Here is a 26360-nt window from a genome sequence, read left to right on the forward strand (position 1 = left end):
CTTCATCATGGAACAGAACGCATCGAACCTGGCCCACGGCTTCGACATCCAGGAAATCCGCCGCGCGGCGGCCAACCTGGAAGACGGCGCCGTCACCGAGGGCTACGCGGCCGACCGCGAGGCGGTGATCGCCATGCTCAACGCGGCGCTCGCCACCGAACTGCTGTGCGTGCTGCGCTACAAGCGCCACTACTACACCGTCAGCGGCCCGAACACGGGCCACATCAAGGACGAGTTCCTGGAACACGCCCAGCAGGAACAGGACCACGCCGACCGCATCGCCGAACGCATCGTGCAGCTGAACGGCTCGCCGAACTTCAACCCGGCCACGCTGACCCAGCGCAGCCACGCGGAGTACGACGATTCCGAGGACGTGCAGGCGATGATCCGCGCCGACCTGATCGCCGAGCGCGTGGCCATCGAGTCCTACCGCCAGATGATCCAGGCGATCGGCGACAAGGACCCGACCACCAAGAACATGTTGATCGAGATCCTCGCGACCGAAGAGGAACACGCCGACGATATGCGCGACCTGCTCGCCTGAAACGGCGTAGCCTTTCCATTACCTACCCACCAAGAACAAGGAGTACATCATGCTGGAATCCCTCCGCGCCAACGCCAACGCCGCCCGCGCCAACCTGAACGCCGCCTCCGCCAACAGCACCCTGGACGACGCCGGTGCCGACGTCAAGGCCCTGGTCAAGGATGCCCAGTCGCTGCTGACCGCGGCCGCCGCCCTGACCGGCAACAAGGCCGACGAACTGCGCGAACGCGGCATGCAGATGCTGGACGTCGCACTCGGCAAGGCCGGCAAGGTCCAGGACCAGGCCGTGGTCAAGGGCAAGGAACTGGCGCACGCGACCGATGTCTACGTGAAGGACAACCCGTGGCGTACCGTCGCCGTCGCTGCGGGCGTCGGCCTGCTGCTGGGTGTCGTCCTGGGCCGTAAATAATCGCGGTCGGGGGCAAAGCCATGGACAACAACGACACCTACGTGCAAAGCCCCGGACTCCTGGGTGGCATCACCGGCCTGGCAAGGAACGCGTTCGGCCTGGTGGTATCGCGCGTCGAACTTGCCGCGCTCGAGCTGACGGAAGTGCGCAACCACGTGATCGAACTGCTGGCGATCTTTGCCGCGGCCGTCCTGTTCACCTGGTTCGCACTCGCCTACGGCACCGCCACCATCGTCGCCCTGGCCTGGGACGAGATGGGATGGAAGATCCTGCTGGTGCTGTTCGTCGTGTTCGCGGTGCTGACCGCCATCCTCGTCATGAAGGGACTGTCGATGCTCAAGCAGGGCAAGCTGGCCTTCCCGGAAACGATGAAGGAATTGCGCAACGACCGCGACATGCTCATGTAAGAACACGGGAGCTCATATCATGGAAAAGAGAAGCTATACGAGCGGGCACCACGGTTCCCATGAAGAACGCAAGCGCGCGCTGCTGCGTGAAGGCGAGTTCTACCGTACCGGCGTCGCCCACGCGCGCGCCCAGATCAGGACTGCATCGCGGCCCGAGGTGATGTTTCACTCGGTCATCGATCATGCGACCTGGGCACTGCGCACGCGCGCCGATGCGCTACTGAAACCGACGGGGACAAGCGTATCAGTGCTGGCCCCCTATGCCCTAACCGTGTTAGGCTTTATCCGAAAGCGTCGCCTCGGCAAGCCAGCCCTGGGTGTCGCTGCCGTCCTCGGCGCGGCAGCCTGGTATTTGCAGCGCAAACGTGCGCGTGACGTGGCATACTGAAAGCGATGCGATTGGCGGAAGCAGGCTGCATGGCCTGTTTCCTGCAGTCATCAGGCGTGAAGCGAAGGTCGCCGTGTAATTCGCTGCGAGATGCGCTTTACGCCGTTCACGAATATGGTGGGGCTTGAGCGGCGTCGCAATCTCTGATTCGACGCCGTCTTTTTTTGTGCTGCCAGCTGCAACAACGGGCGTCGTTCCCGGCATTGACGGAAACGACGCCCTGCGCAGGCAGGGACCCAAGGTAGCTCGTGCTATCACTGCACATGCAAAATTGGGTCCCTGCCTGCGCAGGGACGACGGCGTTTCAGCGCGCGTCCATCTGCGCGCACGTCCTCAATACCGATACACGCGCCCATCCACGATGCGCACGCGGTTCCCCACGCGCAGGTCATACACGCTGTCCTGGACCACGGTGCGGTATTCGCCATTGTCCAGGCGCACGTTCACCGAATACATCTGCTGGCCTTCCGGATTGCGGTTCGCTTCCACGTGGTTGCCGATTGCCGCGCCGGCCACGCCGCCGGCCACCGTGGCCGCCGTGCGGCCGCCGCCGCTGCCGACCTGGTTGCCCGCCAGTGCGCCCACCAGGCCGCCGACGATGGCGCCCGCGCCGCTGGTACGGCCTTCGCCGCTGCTCACCTGGATCGATTCGATCGTGCCGTAACCCATCGAGGCCGTGTTGTCGTAGCCGCCGCGGTAGCCATCGTTGGCGTAATAGGGGCGGGAATCGTTGCTGGCGCAGCCACCGAGGATCGCGCCGGCCGCCACCAGGGCGGCAATGCTGCGGGATGCTTTCATGACTTTTCCTCCTGAAAAGATGTGATGCCAGATTAGGCAGCCGCGCCTTGCTGGTCTGTGCGATGACGCACCCGTTCCATCCGGCGTGATGCGAATACGGGGTGAGCGGTGTCCTGTGTTCGTCAGCGTACAGAAGATGTCGTTACGGCAGAGTAAAACGTCAACTGTGTGCCGAAGACGGAGAAAAAAATGAGAACACCACACGTGATCCTGTTGCTTGCCGCCGCCATGTTGTGGGCGGGCAGCCATGCGCGTGCCGCGACGCCGGAATCGAAAGCCGCCTACCAGCAGGCGCGCGACGCCGCCGCCGCGAACTACAAGAATGCGCGTGCCCGCTGCGATGCCATCACCGGCAACCCGAAGGACATGTGCGTGGCCGACGCCAAGGCCGCGCGCGTGCGCGCCGAGGAAGAGGCGCGCGCCCGCTACGAGGACACGCTCAAGGCCTATACCCGGGCGCGCATGCGCATCGCCTCGGCCGAGTACGACCGCGAGAAGGTCCGTTGCGACGGCCTGACGGGCAACGAGAAGGACGTGTGCAAGGCGCAGGCCAAGGCCCGCCTGGTGGCTGCCGAGGCGGATGCCAAGGCCGACCGCAAGCAGATCGAGGCGCGCAACGAAGCGCGCGAGGACAAGCTGGACGCCGCCTACAAGGTCGCGATGCAGCGCTGCGACGCCTTTGCCGGCGCCGCGAAGGACCAGTGCGTCGCCAGCGCGAAGACGGAGTTCGCTAAGTGAACGCCGGCCTGGACGCTGGCCTCAGCGCCGGCCGGAAGGCCGGTTCCGGCATGGCCATGGCGGGTACGTCCCGTCCGGCCAGGACCATGCCGGAACCTGCTTTACAAGCGGTTCCCACCGCATCCCGCTCATCGGAGCACAACCTGCAACATCACCAACAATAAGGAGTTCACCATGAACATCACCAAACGTGTCGCCACCGCCATCTTCACCGCTACCGTCGCCTTCACCATCGTTGGCTGCTCGTCGTCGCCGACCAAGGAAAGCACCGGCGAATACCTGGACGATTCGGCCATCACCGCCAAGGTGAAGGCATCGATCTTCAACGAGCCGACCCTGAAGTCGACCGAGATCAACGTCGAGACCTACAAGGGCGACGTCCAGCTGTCGGGCTTCGTGGCCCAGCCTGAAGATGCGAAGAAAGCCGCCGACATCGCACGCGGCGTGAAGGGTGTGACCTCGGTCAAGAACGACATCCGCGTAAAATAAGCCCGGATCGGTCCGGACGACGGCCGTAGCGCGCTGCCCCTCGATGGGCGCGCGCCGGCCGGCCGTTCAGGCAGGCGGACAGCGCGGCCCTGTCCGCCGGCGCCGGGTTGCACAGGCTGTTTCATTCTCAGGTAAGACGTTATGCAGCTCGCCAAATCCGGCATCTCTTCCAGCGACGCAAGCGGCGCCGCTGTCCCCGTATCCGCTGCGGCGGACGCATCCGCCACCCCCGCGGAAGAAGGTCCTTCCCCAGCCCGCGCAGCCGGCCTCGTCAATGACGCAGGCGCGCCCACCGGCGAAGAGCTCGGTGCCCAGCACGGCAGCCTGCGCCTCCCCGTCAACGTCAACGTACGCGGCCTCACGCTGGGCGTGATCGCCACCGTCGCCTTCGTGTTCGGCCTCCAGTGGGCCAAGAATTTCTTCGTGCCGCTCCTGCTCGGCATCTTCATCGCCTATACCCTGAGTCCCATCGTGCGCTGGCTCGAGCGCTGGCACATCAAGCGCGCCATCGGCGCCTCCGTCGTCACGGCGCTGATACTGGCCGGCCTGGCGCTCACCGTCCAGCGCGTGCAGGGCGAGATCTTCAATATCGTCGACGAGCTGCCATCCATCACGCACAAGGTCAGCAAGATGATCATGCAGGCGTCCGACGGCCAGCCATCGACGATCCAGCAGGTGCAGGCCGCTGCCGCCGAGATCGAGCAGGCCGCCGCCAACGCCGGCGCGTCGCGCCATGCCCCGGCGCGGCGCGGGCCGCCGCCCGGCGCCGTATCGCCCTCGCAGACGCCGGGGTCCAGCAATTTCCGCGTGATGGACTGGCTGCTGGCCGGTTCGATGGGCCTGGCCAGCTTCATCTCCCAAGCCACCATGGTCGTGTTCCTCGTGTTCTTCCTGCTGCTGGCGGGCGACACGTTCAAGCGCAAGCTCGTCAAGCTGACGGGACCGTCGCTGACGAGGAAAAAGGTGACCGTGCACATCCTCGAGGACATCAACACCTCGATCCAGAACTACATGTTCATGCTGCTCGTGACCAATGCGCTGCTGGCGCTGCTGATGTGGGGCGTGCTGCGCGCCGTCGGCATCGAGAACGCGGGCGCCTGGGCGATCTTCGCCGGCGTCACCCACGTGATGCCTTACTTCGGTTCGCTCCTCATTACCGCCGTCACGGGCCTGGTCGCCTTCATGCAGTTCGAGTCGCTGCAGATGGTGGTGCTGGTCGCGGGTGCCTCGCTGGCGATCGCGACCCTCGTGGGCATGGTCGTGACGACCTGGATGACGGGCAAGTTCGCCAAGATGAACCCGGCCGCCGTCTTCGTCAGCCTGCTGTTCTGGGGCTGGCTGTGGGGCATGTGGGGCCTGCTGCTGGGCGTACCCGTCGTCGTCGTGATCAAGGTCGTGGCCGAGCGCGTCGAGGGCATGGAAGTCATCGCCGAGCTGCTGGGCGAGTAAGCGCACAGGCGCTTTCCAGAAAGAGAAGGGCCGGACCGTTTCGCAACGGTCCGGCCCTCGTCGTTTGGTGCCGCGGACGGCGGATCAGGCGGCGCTCGGGCCCCGTCGTTCATCCGGCTTCTTGGCACCCGGCACATCCTTCTTGCGCAGGCTGCCCAGCTGCAATGCATACTGGCGGGCGAACTCCGCGCCCAGGAAGAAGATCTGGGCCGAGTAATACACCCACAGCAGCAGGGCGATCAGCGAGCCGGCGGCGCCGAAGCTGCTCGTCGTGCTGCTGTTGCCGATGTACAGGCCGATCGCATACTTCCCCAGCGTGAACATGACGGCAGTGCCGAAGGCGCCGATCGTCACGTCGTGCCAGGACAGCTTGATGCGCGGCAGCAGCTTGTAGATGGCGCCGAACAGGACGGCGATCACGAGGAAGCCGAAGGCGGAGGCCACCCAGCCCAGCACGATCGTCGCCGACTGCCACATATTGCCGATGAAGGTCTCGACGATCGTCAGCGCGGCCGACACCACGAGCGAGGTCATCAGCAGCAAGCCCAGCGTCAGGATCAGGCCGAAGGACAACAGGCGCGTGCGCACCGTATCCCACCAGCTGGCGTCGGCCGGCGGTGGCACGCCCCAGATCTCGTCGAGGCTGTCCTTCAGTTCGGAAAAGGCGCTGGTCGCGCCGACCACCAGCAGCACCGAGGCGATGATCGTCGCCAGCCGGCCGCTCTCGTGGTTGCGGGCGCCCGCCAGGATCGCCTGGATGGTTTCCGCGCCCTGTGGCCCGACGAGATTGCGCAATTCATGGATCAGCTGACCCTGCGCCGCTTCCTGTCCATAGAAGAAGCCCGCGATCGCGATCACCAGCACGAGGATCGGCGCCAGCGAGAACAGCGAGTAATAGGCGAGGGCCGCACCCTTGCTGGCAGCCCGGTGCGCCAGCCATTCCGTGATCGCGCAGCGCATCACGTGGAGGAGCTGGCGCGAGAAGGGAACCCAGTTTTGTACTGCCATCGTACGTCCTCCAAAAAAAACAACGCGCCCGAAGGCGCGTTGGACGGGCCTGTGCCCAGGTCGGCACCCAAGGTCCGCAAACCGGGTGCCGCGGCGGCAGGCTGCCGGCAGGGTCCGGGGACCCGGGCCGGCAGCCTGCCGTCATGCGTGCATTACTGGACGCGGCGTTCGACGGTGATCTGCTCGACTTCCACGCGGCGGTTCGGTGCCAGGCACTCGATCAGCTCCGACTTCTTCTTCTGGTTGCAGTCAGTGACGATCGGGTTGGCCTTGCCCTTGCCGTAGGCTTTCAGGCGGTTGCCGTCGATGCCCTTGGCGACCAGGTAGTCGCGCACGGCGTTGGCGCGGCGCTCCGACAGCTTCAGGTTGTACTTGTCCGAACCCAGGCGGTCGGTGTAGCCGTTGATCTCGACGTCGGTGATCGACGGGTCGGCCTGCAGGGCAGCGGCGATCTCATCCAGCTTGGGCATCGGCTGGTTCAGGGTCGCGCTGTCGAAGGCGAACAGCTTGGTCGCTTCCAGGGTGACCTTCTCGAAACGTGCCGGCGGCGGCGGCGGCGGAGCGACCGGAGCCGGTGCCGGTGCCGGTGCTTCAGCGATCGGGGCCGGAGCCGGTGCCGGTGCCGGGCGCGGCGGCGGGTTGAAGGCGTAGTTCAGGCTGACCGACACGTATTTGTTGAGCGACTTGTCGAAGCCGAACTTGTCTTCGTCGTCGATCCAGCCCTTGACGGCGCGGGCGTCAGCCTGCAGCGACCACTGGTCGTTGATACCAACCTGGAAGCCCAGGCCGGCGGTTGCGTACGGCGACCAGCCGTCGACGACACCACGGCCCGGACGGCCCATGCGGTCATGCTGGCCACCGACACCGACCAGCAGGAACGGACGGAAGTTCTGGCGCGACAGCATCAGCAGGGCGTCAACGCCTACCAGGACCTGGCGGTAGTCGTTGCCGGCATCCTTCGAGCGGGCCCAGGTGGCGCCAGCTTGGATGTCCCACAGCGGGTGCACTGCCTTGCCAAATTTCAACCCGGCGCCCCAGTCCTTATCGTCGGTGCCAAAATCGCCATCCGGCTTGATGCCGACGACGGTCGGTGCGACATACCAGGACGGATTGACGACTGCCGTGGATTCTTGAGCCAGCGCCGAACCGGCGGCGGAGCACAGGATGGCAACGGCCAGGGCGATCTTCTTCGTATTATTCACAGGTAACTCCCATAAGTTGTAAAGGTACTTGACATCGCATGCCTTGCAGTGATGTTGATGACAAGCTTACAAGTCAGCGCTTTCTTGGGTCAGTGCGCTAGCGCACTAAGCGCCGACTGTTGTGGCTATCTTACAACATGGCTTTTTTTGCCATGATTGCCGTTTGTTTCAGAATGTTACGAATGACGTCGTACATGCTGCTATTAGCGCCGAAAATCGCGGCCGCTGCAGCTATACATAGGTATGACGCGTGCCATAGGCGGCATGGGCTCTGCAATACGGATGTCATAAAGCACATGTAGGGAAGGGTGACACAGTTTTTGCGCACGAATTTGCCCCCAAAAATATTGTTGTAACTCCACAACAAACCCGCGCACGATTGAATGCGCAGATGCCGTTTTGTCATCACGGCCGCTCGCCGGCATTCGTTGGATAGCAGCGTATCCGCTGAGTTCAACTTCTGGCACTGATCAAACGCAGGGCACCGACCATGAGGAAGCAGGCTCTCCAGAAGAGCGGTGTCAATACGCCATGCCAGAAAATTACTTCCAGATATTTTTAGAAATGTGGGATGGCGCACAGACCGGGAATGGTGAGGCAGGCAATCTTGTACCTAGTTAAGCGGAACCGACTTGTTGACAGACGGTCATAGCACGAGACGGTCCGGGCCTCACCAGAACACAGTCTTTTATACGGAGTAAACCAATATGCATGCAGCGACTCACCACAATGCGGTTCAAGGCGACCTCAACGCAGTGCACACTTCCAGCAATTCTGCATTGATCGAGCGCGTCCCACCGCAGCCGACCGAGCGCGCCCCGATTTCGCTGGCACCGATCGAGCGCGTCCGCTCGACCTCGGCTACCCAGCGCCGCATCGAGAACATGCAGAAGCTGATTGGCGAGCTGCAGACCCACGAAATGCTGGCCGACGAGATCGCCTGGTTCCTGAAATTCTCGCCGTCGGGCGCCCGCAAGTACATCCGCGACCTGCGCGAGGCCGGCGTGATCGAACTGGCACGCTATATCGAAGGCACCGCGACCTACCTCGGCAAGGCCGTCTACCGTATTTCGCCGGACCCGGATCGCGTCAAGGCCTTCCTGGGCGCGATCTGCCAGCCCAAGCGCGAAGGCGCCGCCCCGCGCAAGGAACGTCCGGGCCTGCGCGAGCAGAGCATGGCCGGCACCGGCCGCCACTTCCATATCCTGGCCGACGACACCCACTACGCGATCCGCGTGAACCGCAGCCCGGTCAGCCGCGACCCGCTGGTCGCCGCACTGTTCGGCCCGGCCCCGAGCCAGGTCGGCAAATAAGGGTTTGCCCCCCGGGCCCGTACGACGGCCCGGTCAAGGCCGCACCCCATCCCGCGCCACCCCGCCTTTCGGCCGGGTGGCGATTTTTTTTCTAAATCAGCAATTGAAAACTCAGCAAGGGTACGCATATGCCGTGCAGGCGGCGCATTGCGCCCTGCGATCGATGAGGAGAATCCATGTTACCGAATGCCGAATCACTGGAAGGAAAGCCGGTCCCCGACGTAACGTTCAAGACGCGGCCCAACGACCAATGGCGCGACATGACGAGTGCCGAACTGTTCAAGGGCAAGACCGTGGTCGTGTTCGCACTTCCCGGCGCCTTCACCCCGACGTGTTCGTCGGCCCACCTGCCGCGCTATAACGAACTGGCGCCGGCCTTCCGCGACAACGGCGTCGACGACATCCTGTGCATCTCCGTGAACGATGCCTTCGTCATGAATTCCTGGCAGGGCGGCCAGGAAGCGGGCAACATCACGATGATCCCGGACGGCAACGGCGACTTCACGGAAGGCATGGGCCTGCTGGTCGACAAGCGCGACCTCGGCTTCGGCAAGCGCTCCTGGCGCTATTCGATGCTCGTCAAGGACGGCATCATCGACAAGGTCTTCATCGAGCCGGACAAGGAGGGCGATCCGTTCGAGGTCTCCGACGCCGACACGATGCTCCGCTATATCAATCCGGATGCCCAGGCGCCGGAACCCGTGGTCATGTTCTCCAAACCGGGTTGCCCACACTGCGCGCGCGCAAAGGCCGTGCTCAAGGAGAATGGCATCGTGTTCACCGATATTTCGCAGGACGCCAAGATCAATACCAGCGTGCTGCGCGCCGTGTCCGGCCAGATGACCTGGCCGCAAGTGTTCATCGGCGGCCGGCTGATCGGCAGCGCCGACGACGTCGAAGCGCATTTCGGCCGCGCGGGCGCCTGAGCCCGGCACCAACGATCCGGGAGGCCCGATGGAAGCCGCTCTCGTCTGTGCCGCCCTCGCCGGCGCGCTGTTGCTGGCCTGGCTGCTGCCGCGCTGGCGCCTGCGCCGGGTGCTGGACCGCCCGCTCGATGCGGTCCAGCTCGGCTACATCGAGCGCAACGTCGACCAGTACCGCGGCATGTCGCCCGCCCTGCGGCAGCAGCTGCAGCGCCTGGTCAAGCAGTTCCTGCACCAGAAGACCTTCGTCGGCTGCGCCGGGCTCGAGGTCACCGAGCAAATGCGCGTGACGATCGCCGCCCAGGCCTGCCTGCTGCTGCTGAATCGCCGCACGGAAGTCTATCCGGGCCTGCACGCCGTGCTCGTGTACCCGGGCGCCTTCCTGGTGCCGCGCAAGGAGGCCGACGAGGCCGGCGTCGTCACGGAGACGCGCCAGGACTTGCTGGGCGAGTCCTGGGGCGACGGCCGCGTGATCCTGTCATGGGAACACGTGCGCCGCGCCGGGCTGCCGGCGCACGGCACCCACAACGTCGTGCTGCACGAATTCGCCCACCAGCTCGACAGCGAATCGGGCAGCAACAACGGCGCGCCCCTGCTCGGCAGCGCCGAGCGCTACCGGCGCTGGTCGGAAACCCTGTCGCGCGACTTCGCCCTCTTGCGTCGCGACACCTACTGGGGCCAGCGCGACGTGCTCGACCCCTACGGCGCCACCAACCCGGCCGAGTTCTTTGCCGTCGCCACCGAGAGCTTCTTCGAGCAGCCCCATGCGCTGGCGGCGCGCCACCCGGAACTGTATGCCGAGTTCCAGGCCTATTTCCGCGTCGACCCGCGCGACTGGTTCGCGGCCCCGGCGCCGGAACCCGTCCACTACGGCGCGGTCTACGGACAATGGAATTAGCGCGCCTGACGCCGGCGGGAGCGGGCTGCGTGCGGCCGCGTACAGACCCGGCGGGCGGGCACGCGCATCATGCAGCTCATCGGGTGCACGAGGAGTTCAGCCATGTCCAGGATCATTGCAGGGCACTTCCAGCTTCAGGATGACGTCGAGCGGGCGCGCCGCGCCCTCGTCGACGCCGGTTTCGATAGCGAGCGCATCAGCGGGTTCTACCTGAGCCAGCCGGGCCAGCACGACATGACGCCGCTCGGCGGCGACCACATCACGTCGCCCGGCGCCAAGGAATCGCCGGAGGGCGTGGCCCAGGGTGCGGCGGCGGGCGCTGCCGTCGGCGCCGTCGCCGGCGCGGCCACGGCGCCCGTCACGGGCCCGATCGGTCCCGTGGTCGGCGGCCTCGTCGGTGCCCACGTCGGCTCGCTGTTCAGCTTTTCCAAGATGAAGGATGCCGGCGAGCGGGAAGAGGGCGGCCGCGCCCCCGTCGAGAACCGCCATGCCGGCATGCTGGTCGCCGTCGCCTTCGACGACGCGGGCCAGGAAGGGCGGGCGGTCGACGTGCTGCGCGGCCTCGGCGCCACCCAGATCGAGCGCGCCAGCGGCAATATCGTCGATGGCGACTGGGCCGATTTCGATCCGTCCACCGCTCCGGACATTATCCACTGAGCAGTTACCGCGTCATCCAGAGCGCGTATCCAGCCAGCCTAAAATGACTGGCTGGATTTTGATTCTGCGCAAAAACCGCTTTGTCCGAGCTCCTAGACTCGATGTCTCCTGCTGCGCAGCCCGCGCGGCGGAATGACACGGGACGAAGAGCTATGTGCGCAGACAAAGTGGCTTTGGTGACTGGAGGAATGGGCGGATTGGGGACGGCGATCTGCCGGCGCCTGGAGACGGAGGGCTACCAGGTGGCGGTGACGTACTCGCCGGGCAATGCGACGCCGGAAGCGTGGCTGGCAGCCCAGCGCGACGACGGCTATCACTTCACCGCCTTCAAGGTCGACGTGACGGACTACGGCGACTGTGAATGGATGGTGCAGAAACTGCTGGCCGACATGGGGCGGCTCGACGTGCTGGTGAATAACGCCGGCATCACGCGCGACCGCAGCCTGCGCAAGATGAGCCGCGAGGATTGGCAGGGCGTGCTGAACACCAACCTCGACAGCGTCTTCAACATGACCAAGCAGGCGATCGAGCCCATGATGGCGCAGCGCTGGGGCCGGGTCATCAATATTTCTTCCGTCAACGGCCAGCAGGGCGCCTTCGGCCAGGCGAATTACTCCGCCGCCAAGGCCGGCATGCATGGCTTCACGAAGGCGCTGGCTCTGGAAATGGCGCGCCACGGGATTACCGTGAACACGGTGTCGCCGGGCTACCTGCGCACGCGCATGGTCGAGGCGGTGCCGGTCGAGGTCATGCGCGACAAGATCCTGCCGCAGATCCCGATGGGCCGCTTGGGCGAGCCGGACGAGATCGCCGGCCTGGTCGCCTACCTGGCGTCCGAGGAAGCCGGGTTCATGACCGGCGCCAACCTGGCCATCAATGGCGGGCAGCATATGTGCTGAATTGCCAGATTTAACTATCAACGCGTCGCCCCTGCGCAGGCAGGGGCCCAATCTTGCTGGCGCATCGACGACGCAAGCAGAAATTGGGCCCCTGCCTTCGCAGGGGCGACGTCGTTCAGCTATTGCATTAGGCCGACGCCGGCGGCGTGTGCACCGCCACCGTGTCCAGGTGGGTCTTGAGCCGGTCGACCGCCGCCAGGATCGCCACGGGATCGGTCGACGCCGCCGCCGCTGCCAGGCCCAGCAGGCGCGCGACGAGCGTGATGCCGTCGCCGATGCGGGTGATGTGGCGGATCTTGACAGCCGCGTCCGCCGTCAGCTTGACGAGCTGGGCCTGCGGCCGGCCGAGCCCGGCAACGATGCAGGCGGCGGCGTCCGCATACAGGCGGCTGGCGCGCTGGCGCAGCTCGATCTCGGCATCGAGCAGGGCGCGGGCGGCGGCCTGTTCCGAGTCGGGCACGGTGCCGCCGCCGTGGCGGCGGATGTCGCGCATCACGCGCTCGTGGATGCTGTCGGCGCAGGCGGACAGGCGGTCGGCCAGTTCCTCGACCTGGCGCGCGCTGGCCATCGCTTCGCCGGGAGAAGGCGGAGCCGGTGGCGGCGTCGGCACTTTCGGCTTGGAGGGATCGCTCGTCATGCTGGGCTCCTCGGGTCATTCGGACAGGGCATCGCGCAGGTTGCGCAGGTCGCGGACGTAGGCCGCCAGCTGCTTGCGGAACTCGTCGCTGCGCAAATCGTTCAGGTGCTCGCGCATCTTCTGGTGGCCCAGCGCGACCTTGGTCAGTCCCTGCAGGGCGACGGCGTAGCGCTTGTCGACGAGGCGGTATTCGGTCGACTTGTTCAGGTAGTGGACCTTGGCCAGCGTCACCAGCATGCGGTCCGCGTTCCTGGCCGAGAACGGGATCTCGACGTCGAAGATGCCGAGCACCGTCTTCTTCTCGTTCTCGTTGGTCTTGGCATACAGGCGCGTGAGGGCGATCATCGCGTCCAGCAGCACCTGCACGTCGGCATCGCCGTCGCGCACCATCGTTTCCACGCTGCGGTTCTGGTAGTTGGAGGCGATCACGCGCGTGAGCAGGCGCGTCAGGCCCGTGTAGGCGGCGATCTGGCGCTGCTGCAAGCCGGATTCCGCATTCGCCTTCAGGCCATTGCCGAGGTCGTCGATGCGGTCGGACAGGTCGTAGCGCACGTCGCCGGCCAGCACGCTGAGCGTCTGCATGTACAGCACCACGCTTTTCTGGATACTGACGAAGTCGTCGTAGACGGCGCGCCGGCGCGCATCGTTTTCCCGGGCAATGCGGTCGGCGGCCGGCGACAAATAGGGTTGCTCGCGCTCGTAGGTGTCGCGGTAGCGGCGCGACAGTTCGCCGTAGCCGCCCAGCCGCGCCGAGGCGTCGGCGAATTCGCGCACTTCGGCCAGGCTGACCTGGCCCGTGCTCGCGCAGCCGCCCAGCAGCAGGGCGACGCCGAGGACAAACAGGATGGGAATGCGGCGCACGTCCATGGGTCCTTTCTGGTCGGCAAAAGGCCGAGCCCGAAAAGCCCCATTCTTTCAAACCCGTTTTGTGAGGATATTGCTGCGCGTCAAGTTCGAGGCGTGCCGAGCGCATCGCGCCAGGCCAGGCCGGCGCCCGTGTCGCCGCGCGGGTTGTATTCGCAGCCGATCCAGCCCCCGTAGCCCAGCTCGTCGAGCAGGTCGAACAGGAAGGGATAGTTGATCTCGCCCGTGCCTGGTTCGTGGCGCCCCGGCACGTCGGCGATCTGGATGTGGCGGATCAGCGGCAGCAGGGTGCGCAGCGTGTTGGCCAGGTCGCCTTCCATGCGCTGCATGTGGTAGACGTCGTACTGCAGGAACAGGTTGGGCACGGCGCACTCGGCGATGATGGCCGCGGCCTGGCTGCTGCGCGTGAGGAAGTAGCCGGGCACGTCGCGGTCGTTGATCGGCTCGATCAGCAGCTCGATGCCGTGCGGCGCCAGCTTGCCTGCCGCGAAGCGCAGATTGTCGACGAAGGTGGCATGGGCCCGCTCGGCCGACACGGCCGGGTGCTGCTTGCCCGCGAGGCAGTGCATGCGCTTGACGCCCAGGTCCACGGCATATTCGAGCGCCAGCTCCACGCTGTCCTGGAATTCGCCGATGCGGCGCGGATCGCAGGCCATGCCCCGTTCTCCAGCCACCCAGTCGCCGGCCGGCAGGTTGAACAGCACGAGTTCCTGCCCGTAGCGCTGCAGGCGGCCGGCGATCTGTTCCGGCTCGAACGCGTAGGGAAACAGGAACTCGACGCCGTCGAAGCCGGCCTCGCGCGCGGCGGCAAAACGTTCCAGGAAGCCCAGTTCGGGAAACAGCAGGCTCAGGTTGGCGGCGAATCGTGGCATGGCGGTCTTTGCTTAACTAAATGGAAACAGGCCGACATGCTATCCGATCCGCCGTGTTCCTGCAGCCGCGTGTCACCCGTGCCGCTGTCGGACCGGTGCTCAACTGCCTGTCGGCGCCGGTGACACTGGGGACGATACGGTGGATTGCACGCCGGCGATCTGCGCCAGCAGGGCCGAGGTCGCCTCGAGCTGGGCCCGCGACGGTCCGCCCAGCACGGCGCGGCTGACGTTGTCGACCACGACGGTGGCGTTCGTGACCAGTTCGCTTCCGGCCGGCGTGACGAGGGCGTAGCCGATGCGGGCGTCGCGGGGATCGCTCTGGCGCGCGACGAGGCCGATCTTTTCCAGCGGCAGCAACGAGCGGGTGACGCCGGAGGCCGTCAAGCCCAGCTTCTCGGCCAGGTCGACGCGGCGCAGGCGTCCTCCCGGGGCGCGCTGCAATTGCAGCAGCAGCTGGTAGTCGGCGAAGCTGATGCCGTGGTGGCCGCCCAGCGCATTGTCCAGGCGGCGCTGCAGCGTGGCCCAGGCGCGCGACATGCGCAGGGCGAATTCGGTGGTGAGGGTGTCGGTACTCATCGCAGCTTACCTTTGAGAGATGATTGAGTACTCAAATATATATCCGGATACAATCGTTGTAAAGTGCTTGAGTACTCAAATATTTGTATCGACGAACCAGAAAGCGACGTCGCCCCTGCGCAGGCAGGGGCCCAATGTCTGCAAGCGCTGTCACGGTGCATGCAAGCTTGGGCCCCTGCCTGCGCAGGGGCGACGGTGTATCCGGTAGGAAGCTGAGGCTTAGCGGTCGCCACCCGAACGCTGGCCGGCCGGGCGCGGGCCGCGGCCCTGGCCGCGGTTGCCGCCACCGTTGCCGCCAGTGCCACCATTGCCGCGGCCGGCAGCTTGCGGACGGCCGCCCAGCAGGGCTGCGCCGCCGCCATTGCCACCGGTACGGGCGCCATTGCCGCCACCGCCGCTGCGCTGGCCGCCCGGGGCTGCCTGGGTGCGCGGCTTGTTGCCGCCGTTGCCGCCGGCAGGACGGCCACCGCCGCCCGGACGGCCGCCGCGGCCGTTCCCATGGCTCGGCGCGCCGCTGCGCAGCTGGATCGGCTGCGCCTTGGCGGTCGGATCCGGCTCGAAGCCCGTGATCACTTCACGCGGCAGCGTCTGCTTGATCAGCTTTTCGATGTCCTTCAGCATCTGGTGCTCGTCGACGCAGACCAGCGACACGGCCTGGCCGGTGGCGCCGGCGCGGCCCGTACGGCCGATGCGGTGCACATAGTCTTCCGGCACGTTCGGCAGGTCGTAGTTGACCACGTGCGGCAGCTGGTCGATGTCGATGCCGCGTGCCGCGATGTCGGTCGCGATCAGGGCCGTCAGGCTGCCGTCCTTGAACTCGGCCAGCGCCTTGGTGCGCGCCGACTGGCTCTTGTTGCCGTGGATCGCCATCGCGCCGATGCCGTCCTTGCCCAGCTGTTCGACGAGCTTGTTGGCGCCGTGCTTGGTGCGGGTGAACACCAGCACCTGCTTCCAGTCGTTGGTCTTGATCAGGTGCGCCAGCATCGGGTGCTTCTTGTCGCGGTCGACCGGGTGGATCTTCTGGGCGATGACTTCGACGGTCGAGTTGCGGCGCGCCACTTCGATCATGGCCGGGTTGTCCAGCAGGCGGTCGGCCAGGGCCTTGATCTCGTCCGAGAAGGTGGCCGAGAACAGGAGGTTCTGGCGCTTCGGCGGCAGCACGGCCAGCACTTTGCGGATGTCGTGGATGAAGCCCATGTCCAGCATGCGGTCGGCTTCGTCCAGCACCAGGATCTCGACCTTGTCGAGCTTGATGGTGCCCTGGGACACGTGGTCGAGCAGGCGGCCCGGGGTGGCGACGAGGATGTCGACGCCGTTGGCGAGCAGCTTGATCTGCGGGTGGATGCCCACGCCGCCGAAGATGACGGCCGAGCTCAGGTTCGTGTACTTGGAATAGATGCGGACGTTTTCCTCGACCTGGGCGGCGAGTTCGCGGGTCGGGGCCAGCACCAGCGCGCGGATGGCGCGCTTGGAGGTCTTGTTGGTCAGCGCCGCGCCCACCTTGTCGGTCGACAGGCGGTGCAGCACGGGCAGCGTGAAGCCGGCGGTCTTGCCGGTGCCGGTCTGGGCGCCGGCCAGCAGGTCGCCACCGCCGAGGACGGCCGGGATGGCCTGTGCCTGGATCGGGGTCGGAGCGGTATAGCCCGCTTCAGTGACGGCGCGCACGATGGCGTCGGACAGACCGAGAGTATTGAATGACATAAGTTTTCTGTTGGGATCGGCGCGTCGCCCTGGGGGCGCCAGTCCAGCCGATCGGTTATACAACACAGGGCGGCCGGTACTGGAGCCGGCACGCCAAGACGCACCACGGACGGAATGTCACAGGTACGCGGCATTATAGTTAAAAATGTTTCGCTGTGGAAATTACAGCGCAGCCCATGCCCGTTGTGTGATCATTGGACAGGCTAGTGCGGCGAAGAGACATGGCCCTGGGGGCAGTGGCGGGCTCGAACGAGGCTTGCGGCGGAGGGCCGCGCGGCCGAGCAGGCCCGCGGCCTTCCTTACACGGACACCTATTCTACGCGAAAGGCGCGAACCCCGCCGTCGGCCGAACGGCGGACCAGGCACTTCGGCAGGGATGGGACGGTTTCAGGCGAACGGGGACAGCAGGTTGACCATGCCGGCGAAGACCTTCGGGCCGGCGGCGATCACGTCGCCCTTGTGCAGGTATTGCGATTCGCCGTTGAATTCGCCGACGATGCCGCCCGCTTCCGTGACCAGCAGCGAGCCGGCGGCGATGTCCCACACCTTCAAGCCCTTTTCGAAGAAGCCGTCGAGGCGGCCGGCGGCGACGTTGGCCAGTTCCAGCGCGGCCGAGCCACCGGAGCGCACGCCATGGCAGCGCGGCGCGACGACTTCGTACATGCGCAGGTATTCGGCCAGGTCGCGCGGCTCGGCGCCGTGGCCGGAGCCGATCAGGGCCTTGTTGATGCGGTCCGGGTTGCGCACGCGGATGCGCTTGTCGTTCAGGTAGGAGCCGCCGCCCTTGGTGGCGGTGAACAGGTCGTTGCGGACGGGGTCGTAGATGACGGCCTGGGTGATCACGCCGCGCTGCTGCAGCGCGATCGAGATGCAGTAGTTGGGGTAGCCGTGCAGGAAGTTGGTGGTGCCGTCGATGGGATCGATGATCCAGACGTACTCGCTCTCGTCGTTCAGGTTGCTGGAAGCGCCATTTTCTTCGCCCAGGATCGCGTGATCGGGGTAGGCTTTCAGCAGCGTCTCGATGATCGCCTGTTCCGATGCCTGGTCGATGTCGGTGACGAAGTTGTTATGGCTCTTTTCGCTGATGGTGATGCGATCGAGGTCAAACGAGGCACGGTTGATGACGGTCGCGGCGCGGCGGGCGGCCTTGATGGCCGTATTGAGCATTGGGTGCATGAAAGCTTCCGTAAAAAATGCTGACGCCCACCGCGCCAACGCGCCGTGAACGATCTGAACGAGAGAAAATTATAAAGAGCAAAGCGGTGCCGAAGCCGTTAAAATCGCGAGCCTGGCTGCTGTAGCCTTGTCTCGATTTCAACGCTCGTCACCGCGCGATGCCGCTATTGTAAATGAACCCGAACGAACTTGATACGTCTCTTTTCAAACGCCTGCGTTTTGTGTTAGTTGAAACCAGCCGCGCCGGCAATGTCGGTTCGGTGGCGCGCGCCATGAAGACGATGGGCTTTTCCGACCTGGTGCTGGTGGCGCCACGCTGCGCCGATCCGCTGCAGGATGCCGAGGCCGTCGCCTTTGCCAGCGGCGCCATCGACGTGCTGCAGGGGGCGCGCATCGTGCAGACCATCGGCGAGGCGCTGGACGGCTGCAATTTCGCCGCCGCCGTCTCGGCCCGCCTGCGCGAATTCTCGCCGCCCGTGTGGGCGCCGCGCGGTTTCTCGGCGCACGTGGCGCAGGACGCGGACCTGCGCCCGGCCCTCATCCTCGGCAACGAGCGCGTCGGCCTGCCGAACGACATCGTCGAGGGCTGCAACGTGCTGATCAACATCCCGGCCAATCCGGAGTATGCGTCCTTGAACCTGTCGCAGGCGGCCCAGGTGCTGGCCTACGAATGCCGCCTGGCGGCCCAGGGCGAGAACCGCACCCAGGAAGGCATCGGCTTCCATGGCGAAGCGGCCAGCATGGCGCAGGTGGAGGGCATGTACGCACACCTGGAAGAGGCGCTGGTGGCGATCGGCTTCCTGAATGCCGACAATCCGAAGAAGCTGATGCCGCGCCTGAAGCGCCTGTTCGCACGCACGGGGCTGGAGACGGAAGAAGTCAACATCCTGCGCGGCATCGCGCGCCAGATGATGCGCGAACGGCCATGATCGCCAGCGCGCGCCGCCTGCTGCAGCTGATCCTGCTGGTGCAGGCGCTGGCGGCGCTCGCTGTCGCCGCGATCGCGTGGGCGCTCGGCGCGCCGGCCTGGCTGGCGCTGGCGGCCGGCATCGCCGCCGTGGCGCTCGCGCGCCTCCTCATCAACCTGAACAACTTCCGCATGGCGGCGCGCGCGGCCAGCGCCACGCCGGACGCGCACCGCCTCGGCGCGCGCGGCGCGCTGCGCCTGTTCGCCGAGGAATTCGGGGCCAGCATGCTGGTCTCGCACTGGCACATGCCGCGCGGGCGCGCCGCCATGCGCATCCATGCCGGCGGCGCGCATCCGCCCGTGCTGCTGGTGCACGGCTACGGCTGCAACGCGGGCTACTGGGCGCACTTGGTGCCCCTGCTGGACGCGGCCGGCATCAGCCATGCCGGCGTCGACCTGGAACCCGTCGGCGGCGACATCGATGCCTACGTGCCGTCCGTCGACCGGCGCGTGCGCGAACTGCTGGCGGCGACGGGCGCGGCGCGCGTGGCGATCGTCGGCCACAGCATGGGCGGACTGGTGGCGCGGGCCTACGTGCGCGCGCACGGCAGCGGCAAGGTGGCGCGGATCATCACGCTGGGCACGCCGCACCACGGCACGGCGCTGGCGAACCTGGGCCCGGGGATCAATGCGCTGCAGATGCGTCGCGGCACCGGCGACGAGGAAGCGCAGGGCAGCGACTGGCTGCGCGCGCTGGCGGCAAGCGAAAGCCCGGCGACCCGCGCCCTGATCACCTCCATCTACACGCACCACGACAATATCGTGGCGCCGCAGACCTCGAGCGTCCTGCCGGGCGCCCGCAACATCGCCTTCGGCGGCATCGGCCACGTGGCGCTGGGCAGCAATCCGCGCGTGCTGGGCGAGGTGATGCGCGAACTGGCGGCCCTGCGGGCGCCGGCGCCCAGCACGACAGCAGTGTAAACATTGTTACTTCTTTTCGTGTGTCATGTTACAGTTGGCCGGGAAGACTCCTGTTCCCGGAACCCGCATGGCACGCATCCTCCTCGTCGACCACCACCCGCCCAGCCGCGTGCTGATGGCCTGGCAGCTGCGCGCGCGCGGCCACGAGGTGCTCGAAGCCACGGGCGGCATCGACGGCCTGGAGCTTGCCAGCGCGCGCCGGCCCGACCTGGTCGCCTGCAGCCTGCGGTTGCCGGACCTGGGCGCCGGCGCGCTGGCGCTACTGCTGCGCGCGGACCGCGCCTGCCTCGACATGTCGCTGGTGGCGCTCGGCGCCGCTGACCGCCATCCGGGCGAACGCGCGGCGCTGCTGCGCGCCGGCTTCGATGCCTGCGCCGGCGGAGCGGACGATCCGGAGCGCTTCGGCGCCGAGATCGAGGCCGTGCTGCCCGGCCCGGACGGCAACCTGCTGGTGGTCGACGACGACGCCTTCATGCTGGACGTGCTCGCCGACGTGCTGGCCGATGCGCGCTACCGCCTGCTGACGGCGCGTTCGGCGGGCGAGGCGCTGGCGCTGCTGGCGCGGCGGCGCATGGACGTGGTGCTGTCCGACCAGAACATGCCGGACCTGGCGGGGACGGCGCTGCTGGCGCGCGTGCGGGCCGCGCACCCGGCCTGCGCGCGCCTGATCCTGTCGGGAGAGACGGACCGCGCGGCGATCGAGCAGGCCGAGGCCACGGGCGTGGTCGACCGCGCCTATGCCAAGCCCTGGGACGCCGCGGCCCTGCGCGGCGCGGTGCGCGAGGCCTTCCTGCTGCAGCGGCAGCGCGCCATCATGAGGAGCACCTGACAACACCCTCATGGCAAGGCGCATCGTCGAAGACAGCACGCGTTGTACGGCGAGACGATGCAACGCCGCCATGAGGGTGTTGTCAGGCGCTCCAGGTGGTGGCGGGGGCCGGTCGATGTTATCCTTGCGGGTGACTCCACCCAGGCACCCACCCATGCAACAAAAAGCGCCGCGCCGGACCCGCGAACGCATCCTCGAGCTGTCGCTCCGGTTGTTCAACGAGTTCGGCGAACCGAACATCACCACCACGGTGATCGCCGAAGAGATGAACATCTCTCCGGGGAACCTGTATTACCACTTCCGCAACAAGGACGACATCGTCAATTCGATCTTCGTGCAGTTCGAGGCCGAGATCGAGCGCATCCTGACGGTGCCGGCCGGGCGCCGCTCGAACATGCAGGACGTGTGGACCTATCTGCACCTGATGTTCGAACTGATCTGGAAGTACCGCTTCTTCTACCGCGACCTGAACGACCTGCTGTCGCGCAACCGCAAGCTGGAACTGCACTTCAAGGCGATCCTGGCGCACAAGATCAAGGTGGCGCGCCAGTTGTGCGAAGACCTGCGCAGCGAAGGGTCGCTGGAAGCCAGCGACGCCCAGATCGGCGCCATGGCCACGAACATGGTGGTCGTCGCCACCTACTGGCTGTCCTACGAATACGTGCGCAACCCGCGCAAGTACAGCGAGCAGCAGGCCATCGCCGACGCGCTGGCGCGCGGCTGCTACCAGGTGCTGTCGATGGTGGGCCCCTACCTGCGCGGCGAGACACACGCGCTGTTCGAGCGCCTGTCGGACGACTACCTCAAGAAAATGCCGGCCCAGGCCGGGCAGGAATAAGCAAGGACCCCCATGAAATCGATCGCCGTCTACTGCGGCGCCAATCCCGGCGCCGATCCCCGCTATGCCGACGCCGCCCGCGCGCTGGCGCGCGCCCTCGTCGAACACAATATCGCCCTCGTCTACGGCGGCGGCAAGGTGGGCCTGATGGGCGTGATCGCGGACGAAGTGCTGCGCCTGGGCGGCGAAGCGACCGGCGTGATCCCGAAGGCGCTGGTCGAACGCGAGGTGGGCCACGCGGGCCTCACGCGCCTGTTCGTCGTGAAGGACATGCACGAGCGCAAGGCGATGATGGCGGAGCTGGCCGAAGGCTTCATCGCCATGCCTGGCGGGATGGGCACGCTGGAAGAGCTGTTCGAGATGGTCACCTGGGCCCAGCTGGGGATCCACGCCAAGCCCATCGGCCTGCTCAACGTGGCCGGCTTCTATGACGGCCTGGTGAGTTTCGTCGGCCACATGGTGGAGCAGGGCTTCGTGCGTCCCGCCCATGCGGCGCTGCTGCAGACGGATGCCGACCCGGATGCGCTGATCGCGCGCCTGCGCGCGGGGACGAACGCGAAGGCCTGAGTCAGGCCGCGACCACCCGGTTGCGGCCGGCCGCCTTGGCCTGGTACAGCACCTTGTCGGCGCGGTTGACGGTGTCGGTCAGCGCCTCGCTGCCGCGGCGCGTGGCCAGGCCGGCGGAAAAGGTGATGCGCAGCGTCGGGTCGATGTCCGGCAGCGTGACGGCGGCGACGTCGGCGCGCATGCGCTCGAGCAGGGCGGCCGCGTCGATCGGGTCGGTATCGGGCAGCATCAGCAGGAATTCCTCGCCGCCCCAGCGCGCCAGCATGTCGGTGTCGCGCAGGCGCGCGCGCGCCGTGCGCGCGAACAGGCGCAGCACGGCGTCGCCGGCTGCATGGCCGTGCAGGTCGTTGATGCGCTTGAAGTGGTCGATGTCGAGCAGGGCGACGCAGGTCGGACGCCCGCCCGGCGCGCGCCGCTGCTCGCGTCCCAGCGCCTCGTTCATGTGGCGGCGGTTGGCCAGGCCCGTCAGGTCGTCGACCGTGGCGAGCGTGCGGATCGTGCCCAGCGCCTTTTCCAGCTCCGCCTTTTGGTGCGTCAGGCGCGCGCGCAGCTTGCTCATCTCGCCGGTGAGGAAGGTCACCGCCAGCGAGCAGGCGGCCATGATGGCGAAGGTCACCGCCTCGACTTCGGGCGGGTAGTGCCACGGGTCGTGGGCCTGGTGCCAGTACATGGTGGCGCCCAGGCCGGCCAGGCCGACGACGGCCAGGCGCAGCGTCTGTCCGGGCCCCAGCGCGAAGGTGCAGAACACGACCACCACCATCAGTCCCATCAGCGTCGCGCCGCGCAGCGGTCCGGCGATCGAATACGCCCAGACGTTGCAGCCGATCCCCAGCAGGCCCTGGAGCGTGGCGAGCGTGGTCGGGGCCAGCCCCAGGCGCGCGCTGCCGCGGATCAGCGCATACGACACCACCACCGTCGCGACGGTGTAGGCGGCCAGCGGCAGCAGGCTGTCGCGCGACACCAGGCCCGTGGTCGAGTACAGCAGCATCAATAGCGCGAAGAAGGCGTACAGGCAGGCGGTGGCGACCCAGTAGCGCAGCATGCGGCGCATGCGCGGATCGAGGCCGAAGACCAGGTCGACGAAGCGCATGGCAGGCCTCATTCCGCCAGCGCGGCGTGGGCGCGCGGCTGGCGCCGCTGGGCGCTCAGCATCTCGGCGATGCGTTCCGGCGGCACCGGGGGGCTGAACAGGTAGCCCTGCATTTCGTCGCAGCCGTGCGCGCGCAGGAAGTCGCGCTGCTCCTCGGTCTCCACGCCTTCGGCGATCACGCGCAGGCCGAGGCGGTGGCCCAGCGAGATCACGGCCAGCGCGATGGCCTGGTCGTCCGCGTCATGGGCCAGGTCGCGCACGAAGGACTTGTCGATCTTGAGGGTGCCGATCGGGAAGGACTTCAGGGCCGACAGGCTCGAGTAGCCGGTGCCGAAGTCGTCGATCGACAGCGACACGCCCATCGCCTTCAGTTCGCGCATGCGATCGACGGCCCCGCTCAAATCGCGCATCAGGAGGCTTTCCGTCACTTCCAGCTCGAGCGCCGACGGCGGCAGGCCGGAATCGTGCAGCGCGCCGGCGATGCGTTCGACCAGGCGCGCTTCCTCGAACTGGCGCGCCGACACGTTGACGGACACCGTCAGCGCATCGAGGCCGGCCGCGGCCCAGGCCTGGGCCTGGCGGCAGGCGGTGCGCACGACCCATTCGCCCAGGGCGACGATCAGGCCCGATTCCTCGGCCAGGCCGATGAAGCGCGGCGGCGGCACCAGCCCGTGTTCCGGATGGCGCCAGCGGATCAGGGCCTCGACGCCGAACAGGCGGCCCGTGTGCAGGTCCACCTTGGGCTGGTACAGCAGGTGGAAGCTGCCGGCCGGCGTGCTGGGCGGCTGCGCCATGCCCGAATACAGCAGCGTCGCCTCCATCGCCTTGCGCATGCCTTCCAGCAGGACCAGCTTTTCCTCCACGCTGGCATTCATCTCGCGCGTGTAGAACTGGAAGTTGTTGCTGCCCAGCTCCTTGGCGCGGTACATGGCCGCGTCGGCGTTCATCATGAGGGTCTTGGGGTCGGCGCCGTCGCGCGGGTAGCTCACCACGCCCATGCTGCAGCTGACCCGCACGGCCTGCTCGCCGATCTGCACCGGCTCGGTGACGGCCTGGCGGATCTTTTCCAGCAGCGGCGTGAGCGCCAGCGGGTTGTCCTGCACGTCGGGCAGCAGGATCACGAATTCGTCGCCGCCCATGCGGCCCAGCGTGTCGGTGCGGCGCAGGCAGGCCTGCATCCGTCCGCCCACGACCTGCAGCAGCTCGTCGCCGGCGTTGTGGCCCAGGCCGTCGTTGACGAGCTTGAAGCCGTCCAGGTCGACGAATACCAGCGCCAGGCGGCCGTCGGCGCGCTGGGCGTTGCGGATCGCCTCGTCCAGGCGGTCGCGGATCAGGCTGCGGTTCGGCAGGCCCGTCAATTCGTCGTGGTGGGCCATGTGGCGGATGCGTTCCTCGGTGCGCTTGCGCTCCGTGATGTCGCGCACCATGGCCACGGCGCCGCCCTCGACCGGCACGAACTGGCGCTGCAGCCAGTGGCCGGCCGCGGGACCGGTCTGGGCCTGCCACTCGGTTTCCATTACCTTGCCCTCGGCGACCACCCGCAGCAGCTGCTCGAACATGCCGTTGGTGCGGTAGAAGGGCATCAGCGCGCCCAGCATGCGGCCGATCATCGCGTTCTTGGCGATGCCGGTGAGCTGCTCGGCGCGGCTGTTGGTGTGCTCGACGAGGAAGTCGGCGATGGCGCCGTCGGGGCCGGCCACGGTGCGCAGCACGAACACGGCATCCAGGCTCGCTTCCGACGCCGCCGCATAGGTTTCCTGGGCGCGCCGTTCGCGCCGGCGCGCCTTGGCCAGCTGCCAGGACCAGGCGCTGATCATGGCCACCAGCGCCACCAGCAGGGCACTGCCGGCCCATGCCGCCGCCAGGTAGTTGCGGCGGTGCTGCTGGTACTGCGCCATCTGCTCGCGCTCGGCCAGGCCGACCACCACGCTCAGGGGAAAACCGTGCAGGCGGCGCACGCTGGCATAGCGCGCCACGTTGTCCGGCGCGGTCGGATGCGGCAGGGTGACCTGCTCGCCGAAGCTCGTCAGCGCGATGCGCTGGCCCCAGGAGACCTGCTCGCCGATGCGCAGCGCGCGCGCCACGCCGTCGCTGCCGACCAGCGCCAGCAGGCCCAGCTCGCCTTCGCGCGAGCGCTCGTAGGAACTGGTGAAATAGGCCGGATCGACTTCGACGATGGCGATCCCGGCAAAGCGGCCGTAGCCGTCGTTGATGCGGCGCGTGAAGCGCAGGTGCGCTTCGGCACGGCCGGCCTGCACGGCGGCCGGCTCGCCGCGGGTCTGGCTGACGCAGGGGTCGCCGCCTTCCTCGCGCTGTTGCGCCTTGAAGCAGGATTCGGCGGCCACGTCGGCCATGCCGGACGCCGGGTTGCTGTCGACGACCTTGCCGTCGCGGTCCGCGACGCTGACCTGGAACACCAGCCCCGGCGGCAGCAGGCCCTGGCCGCGCAGCGCGGGCAGGGCGGCCCGGGCGCCGTTCAATTCGACGGCGTACTTGACCACCTTGAGCGTCTGGTCGATCGCGTTCAGGTTGCGCGCCATCTGCGCTTCGTAGGTGTCGACCTGTTCGCGCGCCGCGTCGCGCGCGGCATCGACCGCTGCGCGGCGCTCGGCGTCGATGACGTGGAACGTGGTCAGCCACAGCGCCGCCAGCGGCAGCAGCGCGAACAGGGGCAGCGCGATATACGTCTCGAGCGCGCGCCCGAAGCGGCGCGCCAGGCTGCGCTGCCCGGGCGTGGGAGCGGCGGCCATCACTGCACCACCAGCACGGGGCGCACGCTGGCATCGAGCGCGCTGCGGTCGATGTAGCCGATCGCCTCCGGGTTGTCGGCGACCCGGCGCCGCACGGCCGCGCTGTCGGGCACCTCGGCCGGCGGCTGGCCGCGCCCGGTGAACACGAGCTTGGACCAGTGCGCCTTGAGCAGGGCCGGGGTCTTGTTGGCCACGCGCGCGTAGAACTCGTCGCGCAGCGGCGAGCCGAGGCGCTGGTCGAGCGGCACGGCCTCGATGCCGTCGGGGAAGCGCACCGACTGGCCGAGGAAGATCGCGGCGACTTGGTCGGGGCGCAGCGCGGTGACGGGGCTCCTGGCCGAGACGATCACGACGAGGTCGGCGCCGCGGGCGCTGCCCTGGACGGTATTGGCCAGCAGGGCGCACAGGACGGCCGCGCCGAGGTGGTGGAGTAACTTGGGCGCGCGCATG

29 protein-coding genes are annotated in these 26360 nt (G+C 67.1%); 17 read left to right on the forward strand and 12 right to left on the reverse strand.

The features are described 5' to 3' along the window. The first annotated feature begins 7 nt into the window (after positions 1–7). From ACI1V7_RS13560 to ACI1V7_RS13575, 4 genes are read left to right on the forward strand one after another with little or no spacing between them, the layout of a single operon-like run. Complete coding sequence (locus ACI1V7_RS13560) at positions 8–544, forward strand: ferritin-like domain-containing protein (RefSeq protein WP_290411469.1); 537 nt, start codon at positions 8–10, stop codon at positions 542–544. A gap of 49 nt (positions 545–593) precedes the next feature. Beyond that, positions 594–953 carry an ElaB/YgaM/YqjD family protein gene (locus ACI1V7_RS13565; protein ID WP_314546948.1) on the forward strand — a complete coding sequence of 120 codons (360 nt, stop codon included), beginning with the start codon at positions 594–596 and terminating at the stop codon, positions 951–953. Between the two features lie 20 nt (positions 954–973). Then, positions 974–1360 carry a phage holin family protein gene (locus ACI1V7_RS13570; RefSeq protein ID WP_404532273.1) on the forward strand — a complete coding sequence of 129 codons (387 nt, stop codon included), beginning with the start codon at positions 974–976 and terminating at the stop codon, positions 1358–1360. Positions 1361–1379: 19 nt separating this feature from the next. After that, positions 1380–1748: a hypothetical protein gene (locus ACI1V7_RS13575; RefSeq protein ID WP_404532275.1), complete on the forward strand. Its 369-nt coding sequence runs from the start codon at positions 1380–1382 to the stop codon at positions 1746–1748. A 333-nt stretch (positions 1749–2081) separates the two neighbouring features. Here ACI1V7_RS13575 and ACI1V7_RS13580 read toward each other — a convergent pair whose 3' ends face one another. Next, complete coding sequence (locus ACI1V7_RS13580; protein ID WP_404532276.1) at positions 2082–2546, reverse strand: outer membrane lipoprotein; 465 nt, start codon at positions 2544–2546, stop codon at positions 2082–2084. 189 nt (positions 2547–2735) lie between these two features. On the opposite strand from ACI1V7_RS13580, the gene ACI1V7_RS13585 reads away from it, so the two are divergent. From ACI1V7_RS13585 to ACI1V7_RS13595, 3 genes are all read left to right on the forward strand, one after another. Next, positions 2736–3284 carry a hypothetical protein gene (locus ACI1V7_RS13585; RefSeq protein ID WP_404532277.1) on the forward strand — a complete coding sequence of 183 codons (549 nt, stop codon included), beginning with the start codon at positions 2736–2738 and terminating at the stop codon, positions 3282–3284. 174 nt (positions 3285–3458) lie between these two features. Next, positions 3459–3773 (forward strand): BON domain-containing protein, encoded by a 315-nt coding sequence (locus ACI1V7_RS13590; RefSeq protein ID WP_404532278.1) that lies wholly within the window; start codon positions 3459–3461, stop codon positions 3771–3773. A gap of 141 nt (positions 3774–3914) precedes the next feature. Beyond that, positions 3915–5222 (forward strand): AI-2E family transporter, encoded by a 1308-nt coding sequence (locus ACI1V7_RS13595; RefSeq protein WP_404532279.1) that lies wholly within the window; start codon positions 3915–3917, stop codon positions 5220–5222. An 84-nt stretch (positions 5223–5306) separates the two neighbouring features. On the opposite strand, the gene ACI1V7_RS13600 is transcribed toward ACI1V7_RS13595, so the two are convergent. Together ACI1V7_RS13600 and ACI1V7_RS13605 are read right to left on the reverse strand one after the other, a co-directional pair. Next, positions 5307–6230: a YihY/virulence factor BrkB family protein gene (locus ACI1V7_RS13600; protein WP_404532280.1), complete on the reverse strand. Its 924-nt coding sequence runs from the start codon at positions 6228–6230 to the stop codon at positions 5307–5309. A gap of 152 nt (positions 6231–6382) precedes the next feature. Continuing rightward, positions 6383–7432: an OmpA family protein gene (locus ACI1V7_RS13605; RefSeq protein ID WP_404532281.1), complete on the reverse strand. Its 1050-nt coding sequence runs from the start codon at positions 7430–7432 to the stop codon at positions 6383–6385. Positions 7433–8139: 707 nt separating this feature from the next. On the opposite strand from ACI1V7_RS13605, the gene ACI1V7_RS13610 reads away from it, so the two are divergent. The 5 genes from ACI1V7_RS13610 (at position 8140) to phbB (ending at position 12122) form a co-directional block, all read left to right on the forward strand. Beyond that, on the forward strand, positions 8140–8745 hold the full coding sequence (locus ACI1V7_RS13610) for a winged helix-turn-helix domain-containing protein (protein ID WP_404532282.1): 606 nt from the start codon (positions 8140–8142) through the stop codon (positions 8743–8745). 176 nt (positions 8746–8921) lie between these two features. Continuing rightward, complete coding sequence (locus ACI1V7_RS13615; RefSeq protein ID WP_404532283.1) at positions 8922–9671, forward strand: glutathione peroxidase; 750 nt, start codon at positions 8922–8924, stop codon at positions 9669–9671. Between the two features lie 28 nt (positions 9672–9699). Beyond that, the gene (locus ACI1V7_RS13620; RefSeq protein WP_404532284.1) at positions 9700–10566 is read left to right on the forward strand and encodes a M90 family metallopeptidase; all 867 of its coding nucleotides are present in this window, start codon (positions 9700–9702) and stop codon (positions 10564–10566) included. A gap of 102 nt (positions 10567–10668) precedes the next feature. Next, complete coding sequence (locus tag ACI1V7_RS13625) at positions 10669–11223, forward strand: hypothetical protein (protein WP_404532285.1); 555 nt, start codon at positions 10669–10671, stop codon at positions 11221–11223. Positions 11224–11375: 152 nt separating this feature from the next. After that, on the forward strand, positions 11376–12122 hold the full coding sequence (gene phbB, locus ACI1V7_RS13630; RefSeq protein WP_404532286.1) for an acetoacetyl-CoA reductase: 747 nt from the start codon (positions 11376–11378) through the stop codon (positions 12120–12122). Positions 12123–12249: 127 nt separating this feature from the next. On the opposite strand, the gene ACI1V7_RS13635 is transcribed toward phbB, so the two are convergent. The 6 genes from ACI1V7_RS13635 to ACI1V7_RS13660 all read right to left on the reverse strand — a co-directional run bounded on the left by ACI1V7_RS13635 (position 12250) and on the right by ACI1V7_RS13660 (position 17939). Further along, entirely contained in the window at positions 12250–12759 is a 510-nt protein-coding gene (locus ACI1V7_RS13635) for a hypothetical protein (protein WP_404532287.1), read from the reverse strand. Positions 12760–12774: 15 nt separating this feature from the next. Further along, positions 12775–13626 carry a hypothetical protein gene (locus ACI1V7_RS13640; protein WP_404532288.1) on the reverse strand — a complete coding sequence of 284 codons (852 nt, stop codon included), beginning with the start codon at positions 13624–13626 and terminating at the stop codon, positions 12775–12777. 80 nt (positions 13627–13706) lie between these two features. Then, complete coding sequence (gene otnI / locus ACI1V7_RS13645; RefSeq protein ID WP_404532289.1) at positions 13707–14495, reverse strand: 2-oxo-tetronate isomerase; 789 nt, start codon at positions 14493–14495, stop codon at positions 13707–13709. A 99-nt stretch (positions 14496–14594) separates the two neighbouring features. Further along, complete coding sequence (locus ACI1V7_RS13650) at positions 14595–15071, reverse strand: MarR family winged helix-turn-helix transcriptional regulator (RefSeq protein ID WP_404532290.1); 477 nt, start codon at positions 15069–15071, stop codon at positions 14595–14597. Between the two features lie 219 nt (positions 15072–15290). Continuing rightward, positions 15291–16772, reverse strand: a complete 1482-nt coding sequence (locus ACI1V7_RS13655; protein ID WP_404532291.1) for a DEAD/DEAH box helicase — start codon at positions 16770–16772, stop codon at positions 15291–15293. A 387-nt stretch (positions 16773–17159) separates the two neighbouring features. Further along, positions 17160–17939, reverse strand: coding sequence for an inositol monophosphatase family protein (locus ACI1V7_RS13660; protein ID WP_404532531.1), 780 nt, complete (start codon positions 17937–17939; stop codon positions 17160–17162). A gap of 182 nt (positions 17940–18121) precedes the next feature. Here ACI1V7_RS13660 and ACI1V7_RS13665 point away from each other — a divergent pair, with 182 nt between their 5' ends. The 5 genes from ACI1V7_RS13665 (at position 18122) to ACI1V7_RS13685 (ending at position 22070) form a co-directional block, all read left to right on the forward strand. Continuing rightward, on the forward strand, positions 18122–18877 hold the full coding sequence (locus ACI1V7_RS13665) for an RNA methyltransferase (protein WP_404532292.1): 756 nt from the start codon (positions 18122–18124) through the stop codon (positions 18875–18877). Beyond that, on the forward strand, positions 18874–19836 hold the full coding sequence (locus ACI1V7_RS13670) for an alpha/beta hydrolase (protein ID WP_404532293.1): 963 nt from the start codon (positions 18874–18876) through the stop codon (positions 19834–19836). Before ACI1V7_RS13665 ends, ACI1V7_RS13670 begins: the two co-directional genes overlap by 4 nt. Positions 19837–19903: 67 nt before the next feature. Further along, complete coding sequence (locus tag ACI1V7_RS13675; RefSeq protein ID WP_404532294.1) at positions 19904–20665, forward strand: response regulator; 762 nt, start codon at positions 19904–19906, stop codon at positions 20663–20665. A 154-nt stretch (positions 20666–20819) separates the two neighbouring features. Continuing rightward, entirely contained in the window at positions 20820–21503 is a 684-nt protein-coding gene (locus ACI1V7_RS13680; RefSeq protein ID WP_404532295.1) for a TetR/AcrR family transcriptional regulator, read from the forward strand. A 12-nt stretch (positions 21504–21515) separates the two neighbouring features. Further along, positions 21516–22070, forward strand: a complete 555-nt coding sequence (locus ACI1V7_RS13685; protein WP_404532296.1) for an LOG family protein — start codon at positions 21516–21518, stop codon at positions 22068–22070. A gap of 1 nt (position 22071) precedes the next feature. Here the strand turns inward: ACI1V7_RS13685 and ACI1V7_RS13690 are convergent, their stop codons facing one another. Genes ACI1V7_RS13690 through ACI1V7_RS13700 form a run of 3 tightly spaced genes read right to left on the reverse strand, consistent with a single transcriptional unit; the run spans position 22072 to position 26359 of the window. After that, entirely contained in the window at positions 22072–23160 is a 1089-nt protein-coding gene (locus ACI1V7_RS13690) for a diguanylate cyclase (protein ID WP_404532297.1), read from the reverse strand. Positions 23161–23168: 8 nt separating this feature from the next. Then, positions 23169–25910 carry a bifunctional diguanylate cyclase/phosphodiesterase gene (locus ACI1V7_RS13695; RefSeq protein ID WP_404532298.1) on the reverse strand — a complete coding sequence of 914 codons (2742 nt, stop codon included), beginning with the start codon at positions 25908–25910 and terminating at the stop codon, positions 23169–23171. Further along, entirely contained in the window at positions 25910–26359 is a 450-nt protein-coding gene (locus tag ACI1V7_RS13700) for a type 2 periplasmic-binding domain-containing protein (protein WP_404532299.1), read from the reverse strand. Before ACI1V7_RS13700 ends, ACI1V7_RS13695 begins: the two co-directional genes overlap by 1 nt. Position 26360: the final 1 nt, after the last annotated feature.

Origin of the sequence: Massilia paldalensis (assembly GCF_044901715.1) — a bacterium.
Lineage (GTDB): Bacteria > Pseudomonadota > Gammaproteobacteria > Burkholderiales > Burkholderiaceae_D > Telluria > Telluria paldalensis.